This window comes from Roseateles paludis (assembly GCF_039872745.1).
Taxonomy (GTDB): domain Bacteria; phylum Pseudomonadota; class Gammaproteobacteria; order Burkholderiales; family Burkholderiaceae_C; genus Pelomonas; species Pelomonas paludis.
On the sequence record NZ_JBDPZD010000004.1, the window covers coordinates 99,047 to 117,540 of the forward strand.

General features: G+C 69.9%; 18 protein-coding genes. 15 read left to right on the plus strand and 3 right to left on the minus strand.

What is annotated here, in order from left to right:
* The first annotated feature begins 26 nt into the window (after positions 1-26).
* The gene (locus ABDJ85_RS14375; RefSeq protein ID WP_347705476.1) at positions 27-1,115 is read left to right on the plus strand and encodes a nicotinate-nucleotide--dimethylbenzimidazole phosphoribosyltransferase; all 1,089 of its coding nucleotides are present in this window, start codon (positions 27-29) and stop codon (positions 1,113-1,115) included.
* Here the strand turns inward: ABDJ85_RS14375 and ABDJ85_RS14380 are convergent, their stop codons facing one another.
* Complete coding sequence (locus tag ABDJ85_RS14380) at positions 1,116-1,679, minus strand: hypothetical protein (protein WP_347705477.1); 564 nt, start codon at positions 1,677-1,679, stop codon at positions 1,116-1,118. It abuts the gene before it with no gap.
* A 46-nt stretch (positions 1,680-1,725) separates the two neighbouring features.
* On the opposite strand from ABDJ85_RS14380, the gene gspG reads away from it, so the two are divergent.
* The 14 genes from gspG (at position 1,726) to ABDJ85_RS14450 (ending at position 15,397) form a co-directional block, all read left to right on the plus strand.
* On the plus strand, positions 1,726-2,175 hold the full coding sequence (gene gspG / locus ABDJ85_RS14385) for a type II secretion system major pseudopilin GspG (protein WP_347705478.1): 450 nt from the start codon (positions 1,726-1,728) through the stop codon (positions 2,173-2,175).
* Entirely contained in the window at positions 2,147-2,629 is a 483-nt protein-coding gene (locus ABDJ85_RS14390; protein ID WP_347705479.1) for a pilus assembly FimT family protein, read from the plus strand. The genes gspG and ABDJ85_RS14390 overlap by 29 nt, the downstream gene beginning before the upstream one ends.
* Entirely contained in the window at positions 2,626-2,991 is a 366-nt protein-coding gene (gene gspI, locus ABDJ85_RS14395) for a type II secretion system minor pseudopilin GspI (protein ID WP_347705480.1), read from the plus strand. The genes ABDJ85_RS14390 and gspI overlap by 4 nt, the downstream gene beginning before the upstream one ends.
* On the plus strand, positions 2,991-3,605 hold the full coding sequence (locus tag ABDJ85_RS14400) for a prepilin-type N-terminal cleavage/methylation domain-containing protein (protein WP_347705481.1): 615 nt from the start codon (positions 2,991-2,993) through the stop codon (positions 3,603-3,605). Before gspI ends, ABDJ85_RS14400 begins: the two co-directional genes overlap by 1 nt.
* A complete protein-coding gene (gene gspK / locus ABDJ85_RS14405) occupies positions 3,602-4,630 on the plus strand; it encodes a type II secretion system minor pseudopilin GspK (RefSeq protein ID WP_347705482.1) in 1,029 nt (342 codons plus the stop codon). The genes ABDJ85_RS14400 and gspK overlap by 4 nt, the downstream gene beginning before the upstream one ends.
* A 174-nt stretch (positions 4,631-4,804) precedes the next feature.
* Positions 4,805-6,034 carry a type II secretion system protein GspL gene (gspL, locus tag ABDJ85_RS14410; RefSeq protein WP_347705483.1) on the plus strand — a complete coding sequence of 410 codons (1,230 nt, stop codon included), beginning with the start codon at positions 4,805-4,807 and terminating at the stop codon, positions 6,032-6,034.
* The gene (locus ABDJ85_RS14415) at positions 6,031-6,558 is read left to right on the plus strand and encodes a type II secretion system protein M (protein WP_347705484.1); all 528 of its coding nucleotides are present in this window, start codon (positions 6,031-6,033) and stop codon (positions 6,556-6,558) included. Before gspL ends, ABDJ85_RS14415 begins: the two co-directional genes overlap by 4 nt.
* A complete protein-coding gene (gene gspN / locus ABDJ85_RS14420; protein ID WP_347705485.1) occupies positions 6,555-7,352 on the plus strand; it encodes a type II secretion system protein N in 798 nt (265 codons plus the stop codon). The genes ABDJ85_RS14415 and gspN overlap by 4 nt, the downstream gene beginning before the upstream one ends.
* 5 nt (positions 7,353-7,357) lie before the next feature.
* The gene (gene gspD, locus ABDJ85_RS14425; protein WP_347705486.1) at positions 7,358-9,496 is read left to right on the plus strand and encodes a type II secretion system secretin GspD; all 2,139 of its coding nucleotides are present in this window, start codon (positions 7,358-7,360) and stop codon (positions 9,494-9,496) included.
* A 13-nt stretch (positions 9,497-9,509) separates the two neighbouring features.
* Positions 9,510-10,931, plus strand: coding sequence for a type II secretion system ATPase GspE (gene gspE, locus ABDJ85_RS14430; protein WP_347705487.1), 1,422 nt, complete (start codon positions 9,510-9,512; stop codon positions 10,929-10,931).
* A 4-nt stretch (positions 10,932-10,935) separates the two neighbouring features.
* The gene (gene gspF, locus ABDJ85_RS14435; RefSeq protein WP_347705488.1) at positions 10,936-12,147 is read left to right on the plus strand and encodes a type II secretion system inner membrane protein GspF; all 1,212 of its coding nucleotides are present in this window, start codon (positions 10,936-10,938) and stop codon (positions 12,145-12,147) included.
* Positions 12,148-12,441: 294 nt separating this feature from the next.
* Entirely contained in the window at positions 12,442-13,431 is a 990-nt protein-coding gene (locus tag ABDJ85_RS14440; RefSeq protein ID WP_347705489.1) for an AAA family ATPase, read from the plus strand.
* 43 nt (positions 13,432-13,474) lie between these two features.
* The gene (locus ABDJ85_RS14445; protein ID WP_347705490.1) at positions 13,475-14,368 is read left to right on the plus strand and encodes a 5'-nucleotidase; all 894 of its coding nucleotides are present in this window, start codon (positions 13,475-13,477) and stop codon (positions 14,366-14,368) included.
* 114 nt (positions 14,369-14,482) lie between these two features.
* Positions 14,483-15,397 (plus strand): hypothetical protein, encoded by a 915-nt coding sequence (locus tag ABDJ85_RS14450; RefSeq protein WP_347705491.1) that lies wholly within the window; start codon positions 14,483-14,485, stop codon positions 15,395-15,397.
* On the opposite strand, the gene ABDJ85_RS14455 is transcribed toward ABDJ85_RS14450, so the two are convergent.
* Both ABDJ85_RS14455 and ABDJ85_RS14460 read right to left on the minus strand, forming a co-directional pair.
* The gene (locus ABDJ85_RS14455) at positions 15,398-17,626 is read right to left on the minus strand and encodes a penicillin-binding protein 1A (protein ID WP_347705492.1); all 2,229 of its coding nucleotides are present in this window, start codon (positions 17,624-17,626) and stop codon (positions 15,398-15,400) included. It lies immediately after the preceding gene.
* 21 nt (positions 17,627-17,647) lie between these two features.
* Positions 17,648-18,490 carry an amidohydrolase family protein gene (locus ABDJ85_RS14460; RefSeq protein ID WP_347705493.1) on the minus strand — a complete coding sequence of 281 codons (843 nt, stop codon included), beginning with the start codon at positions 18,488-18,490 and terminating at the stop codon, positions 17,648-17,650.
* Between the last annotated feature and the right edge of the window lie 4 nt (positions 18,491-18,494).

Here is an 18,494-nt window from a genome sequence, read left to right on the forward strand (position 1 = left end):
CCTGACCCTGGAGCACGCTGACATCGATGACCGAGACCGCGCCGCAATCCTTGATTTCGCCCACCTCCAACCCTGAGCTGGAGAGTGCACTGCGTGACCGCGTGGACCGCCGCGCTGCCATCTGTGGCGCGCTAGGCGAGCTGGAGCCGCTGGCTGTCCGCCTCGGTTTGATCCAAAACTCCCTGACGCCGCGTTTCCGCGACCCGGTGCTGGCGATGTTTGCGGCCGACCATGGCCTGGCCGTCGAGGGCGTGTGCAACCAGACCGCCTCGGGCCTGCTGCGCCCCACCAAGGAACAGGTCCACATGGCGCTGCACGCCCAGCTGCCAGTGGCCGTGTTCGCGCGCCTGCAGGGCCTGCACCTGACGGTGGTGGACTGCGGTGTGGCCGACAACCTGGCACCGCACGCGCGCCTGATGGCCCGCAAGATCGCCCATGGCACGCGCAACGCCAAGTCCGCCCTCGCGATGAGCCTGGAACAAGCCCACGCCGGTGTGCGGGTGGGCATGGAGATCGCCGACAACCTGCCTGGCAACGCCCTGGCCTGCTCGGGCCTTGGTGTGGGCGCTGCCGAGAGCGCCGCGCTGGTGCTTTCGCGGCTGTCCGACCAATCGGTGCGCGAGTTCGTCGTTTCAGGCCCGCAGATGCGGCAGGACGAACTCGTCCACCTGCTCGACGTCCTGCACGCCGCCCTGACCCGTCACCGCGATGCGCTGAGCCCGATGGAAGTGCTGGCGGCCCTTGGCGGCTTCGAGGTGGCCGTCATGGTGGGTGCCATGCTGGTGGCGGCCAGCAAGCGCAGCCTGATCATCGTGGACGGCATCGCCGCCTGCGCGGCACTCAAGGTGGCCTCGCTGATCTGCGCGCCCGTCACCGACTACGCCGTCTTCTGCCGCAGCCGCGTGCACCGCGGGCTCGACGAAGCGCTCTCGCTGTTCCACTCGTCCGCACTGCTGGAGCTGGGCATGGACTGCGCCGATGGCACCGGCGCCGCGCTGGCCTGGCCCATGATCCGCGCTGCGGCCGCCTTGCTCAGCGACCTGCACGAAAGCAATGAGGGCCGCCTCTCCAGCCGCCCCGACCCCAACAGCGCGCAGTTGCCCACGCTCAGCTAATTACTGAGTGGGATTGCGCTGCCGCGTCGGCGCTCCAGGTGCCGGTGCAGATTGATCACCAGCCGATGCTTCACCGCCCAGCACAGTGGCCGAGGGCGCTGCCGGTGGCAGATTGCCCGTCGCGGCCGCCGGCTGGGCTTGCATCTGCAGCACCTGGGCGGGGGCCTGAGCATCCACACCCAGGCTGGCGCTTCGGGCGTCCACGCGCAGCAGGCGCAATTCGCCATCCACCTTGGCGCCCACCCGAACGGTGCGCACCACGCCATCCACCTCGATCAGGGCCACCCCTTCGCCGGCACGCGCAGCACGGTCCGACTTCGGGGCCACCACGCCCACCAGGCGCAGGCGGCTTGACACGGCGGCACTGTCATCCTGGGCTGGGTCCGCAGCCACCGGCGTCGCTCCCAACAGCCGCGTCAGGTCTGCACGCACGGGCTGAGAATCCGTCGCGGCCAGCGCATGGCTCGGCGTGGCCAGAGGCTGCGCTACAGCCAGCAGCAACCAGTACACGGAGGAGGCTCCGAGCAGGGTCCAGACGATGAAGGTCATCAGGCGGGGCAACATGCTGCCGATTATGATGCGTCGCCCTGCCGGACCACCGCCACTGACCATGCTTGCACCCTCTCGCTCTGCCCCGTGCTTTCGTCAGCAGCGCACGCGCGGCTTCACCCTGATCGAGCTGCTGGTGGTGCTGGTCATCATCGGAGTGCTGGCCGCCCTCGTCGTGCCCAATGTGCTGGACCGCGCGGACGACGCCAAGGTCACCGCCGCGCGCACGGACGTCAACAACCTGATGCAGTCGCTCAAGCTTTACAAGCTGGACAACCAGCGCTTCCCGAGCGCCGAGCAAGGCCTGGAGGCTCTGGTGCGCAAGCCCACCGCCGGCACGCCCCCGCCCAACTGGCGGCCCTATCTCGACAAGCTGCCCAACGACCCCTGGGGCCGGCCCTACCAGTACGCCAACCCGGGCGTGAAGGGCGAGGTCGACGTCTACAGCTTTGGCGCCGATGGCCGCGCCGGTGGCGAAGGACGTGACGCCGACATCGGCTCCTGGCAGTGACGCGGTGCTGAAGCGCGGGTGGCAAGCCGGCTTCACACTGATCGAACTGCTGGTCGTGGTGGCCTTGATCGCCATCGCCACGGCCACCTTGAGCCTTGCGCTGCGTGACCCGGCCGAGAGCCAGTTGCGCCGCGAGGCCGACCGCCTCACCGCCCTGCTCGAAGCCGCCCGTGCCGAAAGCCGCGCCTCCGGGCTCGCGGTGCGCTGGCGCCCGACCGGCAACGAGCCTGGTGAGCAATTCCGCTTCGAGGGCCTGCCGCGCAGCATCCAGTTGCCCAGCCGTTGGCTCGGCGACCCGGTGGCCGTCAGTATCGAGAACGCGCGCGTGCTCGTTCTCGGCCCCGAGCCCCTGATCCCGCCGCAACGCCTCACGCTCCAGCTCGGACGCCAGCGCGTGCTGCTGGCCAGCGATGGCCTGTCGCCGTTTGAAATCGTTGAGAGCGGCGCACTGTGAACCCAGGCCGTCAGCGTGGCTTCACCCTCATTGAAGTGCTGGTGGCCCTGGTCATCGTGGCCATCGCGCTCGGAGCCGGCATCAAGGCGGCTGGCGCACTGACCGACAACGCCGAGCGCTTGGCCCGCGTGACCGCCGGCCAGTGGTGTGCCGAGAACCGCCTCACCGCGCTGCGTCTGAGCAAGTTGCCCCCCGAGCTCGGCGAACAGCCCTTTGGCTGCGAACAGCTCGGCCAGCAGTTCGCGGGCGTGCTGCGCGCCAGCCCCACGCCCAACCCGTTGTTCCGCAGGGTCGATGCCGAGGTGCGCGATGCCCAGGGCCTGCCGGTGATCACGGTGTCGACCATCATTGGACAGTTCTGATGCGCAGCCAGCACGGCTTCACGCTCGTCGAGGTGCTGGTGGCGCTGGTCATCATGGCCACCATGGCCGCCATGTCCTGGCGCGGCCTGGACGCCCTCACCAAGACGCGGGAAGTTGCACAGCACCGCCTGGCCCAGACCGCACGCCTGCAGACCGTGCTGGACCAGTGGGAAACCGACCTGCGCGCGCTGCAAGACAGCAAGAGCGAAGTGCCCCCACTCAGTTTCGACGGCGGCACCCTGACGCTCACCCGTGCAACGCCCGACGGCTTGCAGGTCGTTGTCTGGAGCCTGCGCGAAGGGACGGTCTACCGCTGGGCCAGCGCGCCACTGCGCACGCTCAACGAGGTGATCGGTGAACGTCAGCGCGGCCAGCAAGCGCTGGCCCAGCGCAACCAGGCGCTGCGGGCGTTGGAGGGCGTGGCCGGTTGGCAGTTCTATTGCTTCCGCGGCAATGCGTGGTCCAACTGTCTTTCCAGTGCTGACGAGGTGCCCGACCAGGCACCCATCCCGAAGAACGCGCTGCCAAGCGGTCTGCGCATGCAGATGCAGTTCGCTCCTGGCGCGGGGCTGAACGGCAGCCTGGTCCGGGAAATCGAGTTGGCGGCGCCATGACCACCGTCCAACGCCGCCGCCTGTCTGCTCTAACCGGCGAACGCGGCGCCGCACTCCTGACGGCCATGATCATCGTGACCCTGGTTGCCAGCCTCGCGGCCGGCATGGTGTGGCAGCAGTACCGCGCGGTGCAGACCGAGGCGGCTGACCGCGCGCGAGCCCAGAGCGGCTGGATCCTGGTTGGCGCCCTGGATTGGGCGCGGCGCATCCTGCTGGAGGACGCCAAGGGCGACCAGGAAAAGCCCCCCGCCACCGACCACCTCGGCGAAGTCTGGGCCGTGCCCTTGGCGGAATCGCGCCTCTCCACCTTCCTCGCGGCCGACCGCACGGTGGGCGCGGACGACGGGCCCGAGGCCTTCCTCTCCGGCTCGATCGTGGATCTGCAGTCGCGCTACAACCTGCGAGCCGTTCTTGGGGGCGACAAGGTCGCGCCCGTGGAACGGCAGACCCTGGAGCGCTTGTGCCAGTCAGCACAGCTGCCCAGTTCGCTGGCCAGCGTCATCATCGATCGGCTGCGCGGCAGCTTTGGCTCCGCACCACGCGAGGCTGCAGATGGAAAGCCCGGTAGCCCCGCCGTGCCTCCGGATGGCAGCGTCCAGCCCATCAATCTCAGCCAGCTCACCTGGCTCGGCATTCCGGCCGACGCCGTTGAGCGTCTGCGTCCTTTCGTCGTGCTGCTGCCCCGGCCCACCGCCGTCAACCTCAACACCGCACCGCGCGAGGTGGTGGCCGCCGTCATCGACAAGGCCAGCCTGGCCGACGCCGAACGCATCGTCCAGGAGCGCTCGCGCACGCGGCTGCGCACGCTGGAGCAGGCCAAGCGCCTGCTGCCCCCGGATACCGACCTCTCCCCCGACCGCGTCGGCGTCGCCAGCAGCTTCTTTGAGGTGACCGGGCGCCTGCGCCTGGAAGAAAGGCTGTTGGAGCAGCGTTCGATCATCGAACGCCGGGGGCTGGAGATGCGTGTCATCGCGCGCTACCGGGCCTCGCAACTGCTCGATCAGCCCCTCGGGGGCCGATCCTAGGAGGCTGTCGGGCTTTGGGCCGGCGGCGCGCCGGGGCGAGTTGCGGGGCCATGCGTCGTTGCCGGCTCGTTGTTGGGGCCGATCCAACGCCTCGCCGACGCCTAGCCTGGCCCCGCAACTCGCCCCGGCGCGCCGCCGGCCCAAAGCCCGACAGCCTCCTAGAATCCGCGCTTCATGGCCACCCTGCTCGTCCTGCTGCCTCCTCGCCCACGCCTGCGTGCTCAGAGCCTGAACGCCATGGCCCGCGAGGGCGACATCGAGTTCGACTGGTTGCTCACGCCGGATGGCCGGAGCGTGTCTGCCGAAGGTCGCAACTTGCCAGCCGCATTGCCACATGCCGACAACGTCGTCGCCGTCATGGCCGAGAACGACGTGAGCTGGCGGCGCGTCGAGCTGCCCAAGGCCGGCCGCCAGATGCGCGCCGCCCTGGCCGGCAAGCTGGAAGAAAGCCTGCTCGACGAGCCCGAGAACCTGCACTTCGCCCTTGAGGCGGATGCGACCCCCGGCGACACCGCGTGGGTCGCCATCACCGCGCGCAACTGGCTTGCCGAGTTGCTGGGCCAGTTGGAAGGCGCGCAGATCTTTGTGGACCGCGTGGTGCCGTCTGCAGCGCCCGACCTGCCGCCCGGCGGCCACTTTCACGACGCCAGCACCGATGGCTCCTGCCTCGTCGAGTTGAGCTGGACCCACGCCGAGGGCGTGGCCTCGCTGCCCATTGGGGGCTCGCTGGCGCGCCAGTTGCTCTCGCCCGCCAGTGTCGAAGGCACGCGCTGGACCTCGGCGCCCGGCGTTGTCGCGCTGGCCGAACGCTGGCTGGGAGCATCTGTCCCCGTGCTCGGCCGTCAAGGGCGGGCGCTGGCCGCGCTTCAGACCGGCTGGAACCTGCGCCAGTTCGATCTCGCTCCCAAGGCCCGGGGCACCAAGGCGCTGTGGCAGTTCCTGCGCACCTTCCTACGGCCGCAGTGGCGCCTGGTGCGCTGGGGCCTGGCGGTGCTGCTCCTGCTCGAACTGTTGGGGCTCAACCTGCGGGCCTGGCGTCTGCAACATGAGCTGACGGCCCAGCAGGACGCCATCAACGCCACGCTCAGCAGCACCTTTCCCCACGTCCGCGCCATCCTGGACGCCCCCATCCAGATGCAAAAGGAACTCGACCTGCTGCGCCAGCGCAGTGGCGCGCTGGGTGAGCAAGACTTCGAGACCCTGCTGGCCGCAGCCGCGACCGCGTGGCCGGCTGACCGTGGCCCGGCCGACATCCTGGCCTTCGAGCCCGGGCGACTCATCTTCTCCGACCAAGGCTGGAGCCCCCAACAGGTCGACGCCCTGCGCAGCCAGCTGCGCAGTGAGGGCTGGGCGCTGGAAGCCAGCGACGGTCGCCTCGTCATCAGCCGTCCAACGCGCCCATGAGAAGCACCGCCGCCTCCCCCCTCGCCCGCGCTCGCACGGCCTTGGCTCAGGCCCAGGAGCAGGCCAGCGCGCGCTGGTCGCGCCTGGCTGAACGCGAGCAGCGCCTGCTGACCCTGGCCGGCGCCGCCCTCGGCCTGTTGCTGACCTACACCGTCCTCATCGCGCCGGCCCAGCGCACCTTGCGCAATGTGCCCGTACAGCTCGAAGCGGTGGAGCGGCAGCTGCAGACCATGCAGGCCCAGGCCGCCGAAGCCCGGCTGCTGGCCGCCAGCCCCAGCGTGCCCGCTGCCGATGCCCAGGCCGCGCTGTCCGGCGCCACGGATCGCCTGGGCCCCAAGGCCCAACTTCACATGCGCGGCGAGCACGCCGTGCTGATGCTGAGCGGCGTGCCCAGCGAAGCCCTGCAAGCCTGGCTCGGCGAAGTGCGCGCCGCCGCGCGCGCCCGGCCCGTCGAGGCGCAGCTGACGCGCTCGCCCCAGGGCTTCACCGGGAGCATCGTGCTCAGCCTTGGAGGTGGCGCTTGAAGCCCGCCCTGCCGCGCCGCTGGGCGATTGCTGGCGGTCTGCTCGGGGTGCTGATCGGCCTGGTGTCCTTTGCGCCAGCCAGTTGGTTGGCCCAGGCGCTGGCCTCGGCCACGGGCAGCCATGTGCTGCTGACCGATGCGCGCGGCACCGTCTGGTCGGGCTCCGGCGTGCTGGTGCTGACGGGCGGCGACGGCAGCCGCGACGCCACCAGCCTGCCCGGCCGCATCAACTGGAAAACGGGCCTTCAAGCCGGCGGCGTGCGGCTGCTGGCCAGCCAGGCCTGCTGCGTCAATGGCGAGCTGGAGCTGCTGATCCAGCCCGGCCTGGGTCGGCTGGCCATCACGGTGGCCAACCGCAGTGACTGGCTGGTGCGCGTACCCGCCGCCTGGCTGGCAGGCCTGGGCACGCCTTGGAACACCCTGCAGCTCAGCGGCAGCCTGCGCCTGCAAAGCCGTGACCTGCAGTTCGAGCGCATCGAAGGGCGCTGGCTGCAGCGGGGCTCCGCCCAATTCGACCTGGTCAACCTCTCCTCGCGCGTCTCGACGCTGGCACCGCTGGGCAGCTACCGCTTCAGCGTGGTGGCCGACGCCGCCAATGCCGGCACCAGCCTGTTGCAGCTCAGCACGCTGGACGGTGCACTGCTGCTGACCGGGCAAGGCCAGCTCTCGCCCAACGGCAAGAGCCGCTTCCAGGGCGAGGCCAGTGCGGCGCCCGGGCGCGAGGAAGCGCTGAACAACCTGCTCAACATCATCGGCCGGCGGCAAGGCCCGCGCTCGATCCTCACACTCGGATGACGCCCATGAATGCCACCCCCTGGCTTGCAGCCATCCCCACCGCCATCGCCCTGCTGGGCGCAGCCCAGGCCCAGATGCCGGGTGGCGCGCCCACCGCACCCCGAAGTGCACGCGGGCCCGCCGTCAAGGCCGCCACGCCAGTGACGCTGAACTTCGTCAACGCCGACATCGAGGCCGTGACGCGCGCCATGGGCGTGATGCTGGACCGCCAGATCGTCATCGATCCGCGCGTCAAAGGCGTGATCACCGTCTACAGCGAGCAGCCCGTCAGCCCGCGCGACGCCTACCTCAACTACCTGGCCGCGCTGCGCGGCCTCGGGTTCACCGTGGTTGAGAACGCCGGCCTGCTCAAGGTCGTGCCCGAGCCCGACGCCAAGCTGCAAACCGGCGCCGTGGCCATCGAACCCACCCAGGTGCGCGGCGACCAGATGCTGACGCAGATCTACCGTCTCAACCACGAGAACGCCAACAACCTCGTGGCGGTGCTGCGGCCCTTGATCAGCCCCAACAACACCATCAACGCCAACCCGGGCAACAACACCCTCGTCATCACCGACTACGCCGACAACCTGCAGCGCATCGCCAAGATCATTGCCGCCATGGACACCCCCGGTGCCGGCGACATCGAGCTGGTGCCGCTCAAGCACGCAGTGGCCGCCGACCTGGCGCCCCTGGTGCAAAAGCTGCTGGACGGCATCGCAGCCGCGCCCGGTGGTGCGGCGCCGGGCGGTGTGGGTGGCATGACCGTGCTGGTGGACCCGCGCTCCAACGGCCTGATCCTGCGCGCGCCGAATAGCGCCCGTCTGGCCGCCACGCGCGCCATGGTCGAAAGGCTCGACCAGCCCGCCTCGGACGCCGGCACCAGCATCCGCGTGGTCTACCTGAAAAACGCTGATGCCGTGAAGCTCGCCACCGTGCTGCGCGCGGCTTTCGGCGGCGCCTCGGGCTCGGGCGGGGGCACGACCGGCAGCTACACCAGCACCACCTCGGCCACGCAGCAGGCGGCCAACACCCAAGGCGGCGTGCAGACCGGCGCCGCCATGTCCGCCGCCGCCACCACGCCGGTGGCCCAGAGCGCCAGCCCCTCGACCGGCGGCATCGTGCAGGCCGACCCCGCCACCAACTCGCTGATCATCACCGCCGCCGAGCCGCTCTACCGCCAGATGCGCCAGGTCATCGACCAACTCGACGCGCGCCGCGCCCAGGTCTACGTCGAGTCCATGATCGTCAAGATCGACAACTCGCAGGCCGCGCAGATCGGTGTGCAGTGGCAGAACATCTTCGGCAGCAAGGGTGACAGTGCCATCCAAGGCGCGGGCACCAACTTCGGCACCGGCCTGGCCAACATCATCAACGGCACGGCGGCCGTGGCCAATGGGCGAAGCGGCATCGCCACCGCGCTGGGCACCAGCTCCGTGCCTTCGGGCCTCAACTTCGGCTTGCTCAAGAAGGTGGGCGACTTCTACACGCTCGGGGCCATGGCCAACTTCTTCGAAGGCCAGAGCGGCGCCAACGTGCTGTCCACACCCAACCTCGTCGCGCTCGACAACGAAGAGGCCAAGATCGTCATCGGCCAGAACGTGCCCTTCGTGACCGGCTCCTATGCCAGCACCGGCACCACCGGCTCGGTCAACCCCTTCACCACCGTGGACCGCAAGGACGTGGGCCTGACCCTGCGCATCAAGAGCCAGATCGGCGAGGGCGGCACCGTGCGCATGATCGTCTACCAGGAGAACTCGTCCGTGGTGCCGGGCTCCAGCGGCACCACCGGCCCCACGCTCGACAAGAGCGCCATCGAGACCTCGGTGGTGGTGGACGACGGCGACATCATCGTGCTCGGCGGCCTGATGAAGGACGAGTACACCGACGGCGCCGACGGCGTGCCCGGGCTGTCCAAGATCCCACTGATCGGCAGCCTCTTCAAGAGCGAGAACCGCAAGCGCGTGAAGACCAATCTGATGGTCTTCCTGCGGCCGGTGGTGATGCGCACGGCCCAGGCCGCCAACGAGCTGTCCATGTCGCGCTACGAGGCCATCCGCGGCGCGCAGCAAGCGCCGCTGCCCACCGACAAGAGCGTGCTGCTGCCGAGCACCGGCACCCCCGTGCTGCCCGAGCCGGCCGCCAGCAAGCCGGCCGCGAACTGACCGCCCGAGCACCATGGCCACCCGGCACCCCCTGCCCTACGCCTTCGCCAATGCACACACCGTGCTGCTGGAGGACGACGGCCAGCAGCTCACGCTGTGGGCACCGCCCGAGCTGAGCCTGGCCACGCTGTCCGAGCTTCAGCGCCAGTACGCGATCGACCGCATCGAGACCGAGGCCCCCACCAGCCTCGCCGACCGCATCAACACCACCTACTCGGGCAGCGAGTCCAGCGCCGCCACGGTGGTCGGCGAGGTCGAGAGCGCGGTGGACCTGTCGCGCATGATGCAAGACCTGCCCGCCGTGGAGGACCTGCTGGAGGCCGCCAACGACGCGCCCATCATCCGCATGCTCAACGCCCTGCTCACGCAGGCTGCCAAGGACGGCGCGAGCGATATCCACATCGAGCCCTATGAGCGCGCCAGCGCCGTGCGCTTCCGCGTGGACGGCACGCTGCGCGAGGTGGTGCAGCCCAACCGGGGCCTGCATGCCGCGCTGATCTCGCGCCTCAAGATCATGGCCGAGCTCGACATCGCCGAGAAGCGCATGCCGCAGGATGGCCGCATCTCGCTGCGCATCGGCGGCCGCGCCATCGACGTGCGCGTCTCCACCCTGCCCAGCGCCCATGGCGAGCGCGCCGTGCTGCGCTTGCTCGACAAGTCCGAATCCAAGTTCACGCTCGAAGGCCTGGGCATGGACGGCGAGGTGTTGACGCGCTTCAAGCAGCTCGTCCAGCAGCCACACGGCATCGTGCTCGTCACCGGCCCCACGGGCTCAGGCAAGACGACCACGCTCTACGCCGCGCTGCAGACCGTGGACACCACCACGTCCAATGTGCTGACGGTCGAAGACCCCATCGAGTACGAGCTGCCGGGCATCGGCCAGACCCAGGTCAACGCCAAGATCGACCTCAGCTTTGCCAAGGCCCTGCGCGCCATCCTGCGCCAGGACCCGGACGTGATCATGATCGGCGAGATCCGCGACTTCGAGACCGCGCAGATCGCCATCCAGGCCTCGCTCACCGGCCACCTGGTGCTGGCCACGCTGCACACCAATGACGCACCCAGCGCCGTCACGCGGCTGATCGACATGGGCGTCGAGCCCTTCCTGCTGTCGTCCTCGCTGCTGGGCGTGCTGGCCCAGCGCCTGGTGCGGCGCCTGTGCCCGCAGTGCCGCACGCTCGGTGCCGATGGACATTGGCATCCGGTGGGTTGCGAGGCCTGCGGCCACACCGGCTACAAGGGCCGCACCGGCGTCTACGAGCTGATGGTGGCCAACGACACCGTGCGCGCGCGCATCCACGAGCGCGCCTCCGACGCCGAGCTCACCGACGCCGCACGCGCCAACGGCCTGCGCGCCATGCGCGAGGACGGCGAACGCCTGATCCGCGACGGCGTGACCTCGCTGGAAGAAGTCTTGCGCGTCACACGCGACTAGCCCGGTGCCCGCCTACAAATACCAAGCCCTCACCGACGCCGGCCGTCAGACCAGCGGCCTGCTGGAGGCCGACAACCCGCGTGCCGCGCGCGCGCAGTTGCGGGCCCAGGGGCTGACGCCGCTGCAGGTCGAGGTCGTGCAGCAGCATGGCCAGGCCGAGGGCAGCCGCTTCACGCGCCGGGTGTTCTCCAACACCGCGTTGACCGTCTGGACGCGCCAGCTCGCAGGGCTGGTCGGGTCGGGCCTGCCCATCGAGCGGGCGCTGACCGCGCTGGCCGACGAGTCCGAAGACCCGCGCCAAGCCGAGCTGATCAGCCAGCTCAAGGCCGAGGTGAATGCCGGCTCCACGTTTGCCCGCGCGCTGGGCACGGCGCCGCGCGAATTTGATGACGTCTACCGCGGCGTGGTGGCAGCCGGAGAGCAAAGCGGCGCCCTGGGCCTGGTGCTGGAGCGCCTGGCCGACGATCTGGAAGAACGCCAGGCGCTGCGGGCCAAGGTGATCGGCGCCCTGCTCTACCCGGCCGTGGTGTCGCTGATGTCGCTGGTCATCGTGACCTTCCTGCTCACCTATGTGGTGCCGCAGATCGCCACCGTCTTCACCAGTTCCAAGCGCGCACTGCCGCTGCTCACCACGGTCATGCTGGCCATCAGCGACGCCGTGCGGGCCTGGGGCTGGCTGGGCCTGGTGGCGCTGGTGGCCGGTGGCGTGGCGCTGCGGCTGGCGCTGCGGGCGCCGGCCTTCCGGCTGCGCTTTGACGCGGGCGTGCTGCGCCTGCCGCTGCTGGGCCGCCTGGCCCGGGGCTACAACGCAGCGCGCTTTGCCGGCACCCTGGCCATGCTGGCCGGTGCGGGCGTGCCCATCCTCAAGGCCCTGCAGTCGGCAGCCGAGACGCTCTCCAACCACGCGATGCGGGCCGACGCGATGGATGCCCTGGTACAGGTGCGCGAAGGCGCGCCGCTGGGTTCGGCCCTGGCCGGCAAGAAGCGCTTCCCTGGCCTGATCGCGATGTTCGCCCGCCTGGGCGAGCAAACCGGCGAGCTGCCCGACATGCTGGGCCGCTGCGCGCGCCAACTGGGCGCCGAAGTGCAGCGACGGGCCATGGCGGCAGCCACGGTGCTGGAGCCGCTGCTGATCGCCGTCATGGGCCTGGTGGTGCTGCTGATCGTGCTGGCGGTGTTGATGCCGATCATCCAACTCAACACCTGGGTGAAATAGGCCCACCCCCTACCGCAGCGCAGCTGCGGCCCCCTCAAGGGGGCACTCCCGACGGACCGGCGGAGCCGGATCCGTGGGAGTCGCTGGAGGGGCGGCGGCGCGGAGCGCGCCTTTTTGGGGTGGCGCTGATCGCGCGATCGGTTGCTTGAGCGGCACTCCACGCGGTCTTCGGAGGTTCACACGTCGGGGTCGATGGAGCTAGCCCGGGAACGGGTGGGGAATTGCGCTTTTCGGCGGGGTGGGTGGCGTGCTAATTTTGGGTCGACGCCACTCTTCAGAGACGAGGTCCCTGGCATGAGCAGCAACGCGCTCACCTGTGTCGGCATGCGCATCCCGGTTGCGCGGATGCGGAGCATTTATCGGTTGGAGGAGGTCTCGCAGCGGCTGGAGAAGCTGCCGGCGCGGGACCACGAGAGCTTGCGGGCCACCTACGAGCGCATGCTCGAAAAAGGCGAGGCGCGCTTCCAGGTCAAGCCCTCGGGGCTGCCGGCGATGGAGTCGCTCTACGACGAGCTGCCCAACTTCCACGAGGTGCTGGACGACGTGCGGCGCCAGATTGCGCTGTGCGAGGCCAGCAGCGATGCGCTGGAGATCACGCCGCTGCTGCTGCTCGGGCCACCGGGCGTGGGCAAGACGCACTTTGCGCGCCAGTTGGCAGAGCTGCTCGGCACGGGCATGGGCTTTGTGTCGATGAGCTCGCTGACCGCCGGCTGGGTGCTGTCCGGCGCCTCCAGCCAATGGAAGGGCGCGCGGGCCGGCAAGGTCTTCGAGGCCCTGGTGGAGGGCGACTACGCCAACCCGGTGATGGTCATCGACGAGATCGACAAGGCCGGCGGCGAGGCCGCTTACGACCCGCTAGGCTCGCTCTACAGCCTGCTGGAGCACGACACCGCCAGCAAGTTCATCGACGAGTTCGCCGAGGTGCCGGTGGACGCCAGCCAGGTGATCTGGGTGGCGACAGCGAACGATGCGCACGCCATCCCCGAGCCCATCCTCAACCGCGTCAACGTCTACGAGGTCAGCGCGCCAGACTTTGAGGCCGCACGCGCCATCGCACGGCGCCTCTACGAGAAGCTGCGCAGCAGCCACGACTGGGGCCGCAGCTTCGATACCGATCCCACTGACGCCGTTCTCGACCGCATGGCCGAGCTGGCCCCGCGCGAGATGCGCCGCGCCTGGATGACGGCCTTTGGCAATGCCCGGCTGGCCAAGCGCGCCACCGTCCTCACGGAGGACCTGCCCGCCGCTGGCAGCAAGCGCGGCAAGATCGGCTTCATGCAGTAGCTGGCATGCAAGCGGCAGGGGCAGGCAGCGCCACAATCGCGCCATGCCCGCCACCCTGCACGGTCAACTCGTCGTCGCCATCTCGTCCCGCGCGCTGTTCGACTTTGAAGCCGAGAACGAGGTCTTTGAAGCCGGCGACGATCGCGCCTACATGGCCCTGCAGCAGGCCCGGCTCGACGAGCCTGCGCCGCCCGGCGTGGCCTTCTCGTTGGTGAAGAAGCTGCTGGCCTTCAATGCCGACGGCGAGAAGCGCGTCGAGGTGGTGGTGCTGTCGCGCAATGACCCGATCTCGGGCCTGCGCGTGTTCCGCTCGGCGGCGCATTACGCGCTGCCCATCGAGCGCGGCGTGTTCACGCGCGGGCAGTCGCCCTGGCGCTACCTGCGGCCGCTGTCCAGCCAGCTCTTCCTGTCGGCCAACGACGACGACGTGCGCCAGGCGCTGGCCGCTGGCGTGGCCGCTGCGCGGGTGATGCCGCTGTCGCGCCAGGCCAGCAGCGCGCACCCGCAGGAGCTGCGCATCGCCTTTGACGGCGACGCGGTGCTGTTCTCCGACGAGGCGGAGCAAGTCTTCCAGCGCGATGGCCTGCAGGCCTTCCAGGCCCACGAGCAGGCACGCGCACACCAGCCGCTGCCGGCCGGCCCTTTCAAGCCCGTGCTGGAGGCGCTGCGCCGCCTGCAGGCCGCCACGCGCAGTGGCATGCGCGTGCGCACCGCCCTCGTCACGGCGCGCAGCGCACCTGCGCACGAGAGGGCCATCCGCACGCTGATGAACTGGCAGATCGAGGTGGACGAAGCCATGTTCCTCGGCGGCCTGGCCAAGGGCGAGTTCCTGCGCGAGTTTGAGCCTGACTTTTTCTTCGACGACCAGGCCGGCCATGTGGCCAGCGCGGCTGCGCATGTGCCGGCAGGCCAAGTGGCGGCAGGCGTGGCGAGCTGAACACGCACACGGGTGCTTTCGCGGATTGCCCTGGCGCGCACTTGCGCCGAGAGTTGCAAAGGTCGCGCCGCAGCACCGCCAGCCCCGCGCCGCCGACTTGCCCTGGAGGGGCCGATGACCTCACCCAACCGCAGACAGCTGCTCCTGGCGGGCCTGTCCGGAACCAGCCTCAATGCGGGCGCCAGCAGCCCGCAGCAGGTGATCTACCCGGCACCCGAGACCCCGCAGGACTCGCGCGCTGACGACCTCGTCGTGCTGCTGCGCGCGGCGCTGGAGCGCACGCTGCCCACGCACGGGCCCTACCGCCTGGCGCCGGCCACGCAGTTCATGACCTTGACGCGTGTGCTGCGCGAGCTGCGGCCCAATGGCCTGGCCACGGTGGGCTGGGTATCGCCGGTGATCCAGGAGTACGCGCAGCTGCTGCCCATCAAGGTGGACACGCGCCGTGGCCTGCTGGGCCTGCGGCTGCTGCTCATCAAGGGCTCGCGGCAGGCCGAGTTCGACCGCGTGCGCGCGCTGGCTGACCTGCGCCGCTTCAGCCTGGGCCAGGAGGTGAGCTGGCCCGATGCGCGGATGTTCGAGGCGCTGGGTATCAAGGTGGTGCGCTCAACGCATTACCGCAATATGTTCCGCATGTTGATGGCCGACCGGTTCGACGCTTTCCCGCGTGGCGTGAACGAAGCCTTTGACGAGCAGCAGGCCCATGTGGCCGAGTTGCCCGACCTGACCGTGGACAAGAGCCTCTTGCTGCACTTTCCGTGGCCTTTCCACTTCGTCGTGGGGCCGCACAACACGGCGCTGGCCGAGCGCCTGGAGCTGGGCCTGAAGCTGCTGGCCGCCGATGGCAGCTTTGACCGGCACCTGTGGGACTTCCATGGCGACGCCGTGCGTCGCGCCAAATTGCGCGAGCGCCAGCTGATCTGGCTGGGCCAAGGCCGGCCGGATGGCGCTCAGAGCAAGAGCGACCTGGAGTTCTGGCTGCGCGAGCCGCCGCCCAAGGACGTGCGGCCGCGCAGCCGCAACGGCTGATCAGCGCGGCTCGCTGGCCGCCGATGCCGCCGATGCCGCGGGTGAGGCGGACTCGGCGGTGGCTGCCGCGCCGATGCGCGCCAGTGCGGCGTCGCCAGTGAACTCCTCGTAGAACCAGTCCTCACCCACCTGGGTGAGCCCGGCGGCAGGCGGGGCCAACGGGTCGGTCGGGATGCCCTTGAGCGCCTCACGCATCGTTGCCACCCAGACGGGCAAGGCCAGGCCACCGCCGGTCTCGCGTTCGCCCAGCGATTTGGGCGTGGGGTAGCCAATCCAAACGGCCCCCACGCGCGAGCGCTGGAAGCCGACGAACCAGGCGTCGACGGCGTCATTGGTAGTACCGGTTTTGCCGTACAGGTCCCAGCGGCCCAGCATCTGGCTGGCGCGCGCGCCGGTGCCGTCGCGCATCACACCCGACAGCAATTGCGCCGTCATGAAGGCGTTGCGCTCGCTGACAGCCTCCTTGGGCTCGGGCGGGGCCTCGGCCTTCCAGATCGTGATGCCTTGGGCGTCTTCGATGCGCTCGATCAGCCGCGTGGCGGCGATGCGGCCGCCATTGGCAAAGGCGCCATAGGCCCGCGCCATCTGCAGCGGCGTGGCGGCGCCGGTGCCCAGGGCCAGCGTGAGGTTGAGCGGCTGGCGCTCTTCCTCAAGCTCGAAGCGCGCGGCCCAGGCGCGTGCGCGCTGCGGCCCGATCTCCTGCACCAGGCGGATGGTCACCATGTTCTTGGAACGCGCCAACGCCTCGCGCAGCGAGAGGCTCTCCTCGTACCTGCCGTCGTAGTTGCGCGGCGCCCAGTCGCCGATCTCGATGGGCTGGTCACTCACCTGGGTGCCGGCCCAGGCGCCCTGCTCGATCAAGGCCGAGTAGACCAAGGGCTTGAAGGCCGAGCCCGGCTGGCGGTAGGCCTGGGTGGCGTGGTTGTACTGGTTGCGCGTGAAGTCAAAGCCGCCCACCAGCGCGCGGATCTGGCCGCTGCTGGGGTCGAGCGTGACGACGGCGCCCTCGGCCTCGGGCACCTGCCCGAGCGCCCAGCCAGCGCCCTGTGGCAGCAGGCGCACCACCGCGCCGCGCTGCAGTTTGGCCAGGGGCCGCGCAGCGCTGCCCTTGAGCGTCACGGCCTGGCCATCGCTCAGCGCCAGCTCGGCGGCATCAGGGCCCTGTACTTTCAGCAAGACTGCGGTGCGCAGTTCACCCAGGTCGGGCCACTGCGCAAAGGCGCGGTCCAGCTCGTCGTCAAAGCCTTCGGCGGGCAGCTCGACGCGCCCTTCAGGGCCCCGGTAGGGCTGGCGGCGCTCCAGGTCGAAGAGGGCATGGCGCAGCGCCTGCTGGGCAGCCTCTTGCTCGGCCGCGTAGAGCGTGGTCGTGACCTGCAGGCCGCGCTCGTAGGACTCGGGCCCAAAGCGCGCCACCACCTCGGCGCGCACCTGCTCCATCGCGTGGTCGGCGATGCTGCTGAGCCGGCCCACGCGGCGCAGCTGCAGTGGCGCGGCCTTGGCGGCGTCGGCCTGCTCCTGGGTGATCTGGCCCACGGCCACCAAGCGCGCCAGCACCACGGCCTGGCGCTTCTTGGCACGCAACAGGCGTGTGTGCGGGTTGTAGCCGGCGGGGTTCTTGGGCAGGCCGATGAGCAAGGCCATCTCGCCCACGTCCAGCTCGGACAGCTCCTTGCCAAAGTAGCGCTGCGCGGCAGCGGCAAAGCCATAGGTGCGCCCGCCGAGCCAGATCTGGTTCATGTAGATCTCAAGGATCTCGTCCTTGCTCAGGGTCTGCTCGATCTTGTAGGCCAGCACGGCCTCGGTGATCTTGCGGCTCCAGGTCTGCGCCTTGGTCAGGTACATGTCGCGCGCCAGCTGCTGGGTCAGCGTGGAGCCGCCGTGCAGGGGGCCGCTGTGGGTCAGGTTGCGCACCGCGGCGCGCAGGATGCCGCCGAGGTCGATGCCGGGGTGGGTCCAGAAGTCGGCGTCCTCCACGGCCACCAGGGCGTCGCGCATGGGCTTGGGGATGTCGGCAATCGGTACCAGCTTGCGGCGCTCCGCGCCGAACTCGCCCAGCAGCTGCCCATCGGCCGCCAGGATGCGCAGCGGCAGCTTGGGCTGGTAGTCGGTCAGGCGGTCGAGCGAGGGCAGCTGCCACCAGATGAGCAAAGCCACGATCAAGCCCAGCAACAGCAGTCCCGCCGGGATGCCCACCCACAGCGCCTTGCGGCGCGACACGTTGAATTTCATCCGCGCATTATGGGAAGCCGTTCAGCCCAGGCCGCGCAGGCTGAACAGCTCGGCTGCATTCCCCCAGGCGATGCGCTGCGCTGCTTCTTGCGGCAGGTCGCCCAGCCAGTGGCGGTAGTCGGCAAAGAGCGCCTCGTAGTGTTGCCAGCGCTGGGTGATCCAGGTGTCGGAGCCGATCAGGAAGCGGCCCGCATGCTGGGTCAGCAGCGCGCGCCAGTCGTCGCTGAGGCGGCCGTCCACCGTCAGGCCGGGGCGGTAGGACAGCTCACCGCGCAGGCCAGGGTGCTTGTCGAACAAGGCGCGCACGCGCCGCACGGGCTCGCCGCCAATGCCGGTGTGGGCCCAGATGAGGGCCGCGCCGGGGGCGTGGCCCAGCAGGCGGTCCACCGCCACGGCGTCCACATGCGCAAGCACGCACAGGCCGCGCTCGCGGGCCAGCTTCATCAGCGCAATGGCCGTCGGCCCATCGGCGTTGGCGCTGTCGTAGAGATGAAACTCGCCCAGGCCGCGAAAGGGGCCGGCCGGGCTGCCGGCCTGGAGCAGATCCAGCACCATGCGGCGGATGCTGTCGTCGACGAACCAGCTGTCGTAGTCAGCCCGGTTGCGGTAGAGGCGGATGAAGGGCACCCACTGCGCGCCAGGCGTGGCCACCAGGCGCAGCGTGCCGTCGTTGGGGCGGCTGTTGACGAGCGCGCCCTGTACGCCCGCCCGCTTCATGCGCGCCAGCACATCCTCCGGCGGGTGGGGCTGCTGGGCGTCGTCGTTGTAGTGCAGGTGGGCGTCGAAGACGGGCCCGCTGTAGGCGCCCGCCGCACGCACCGGCCAAGGCAGCCCAGCCGCCAACAAAGCACGCCGCTTCAGCATCAGA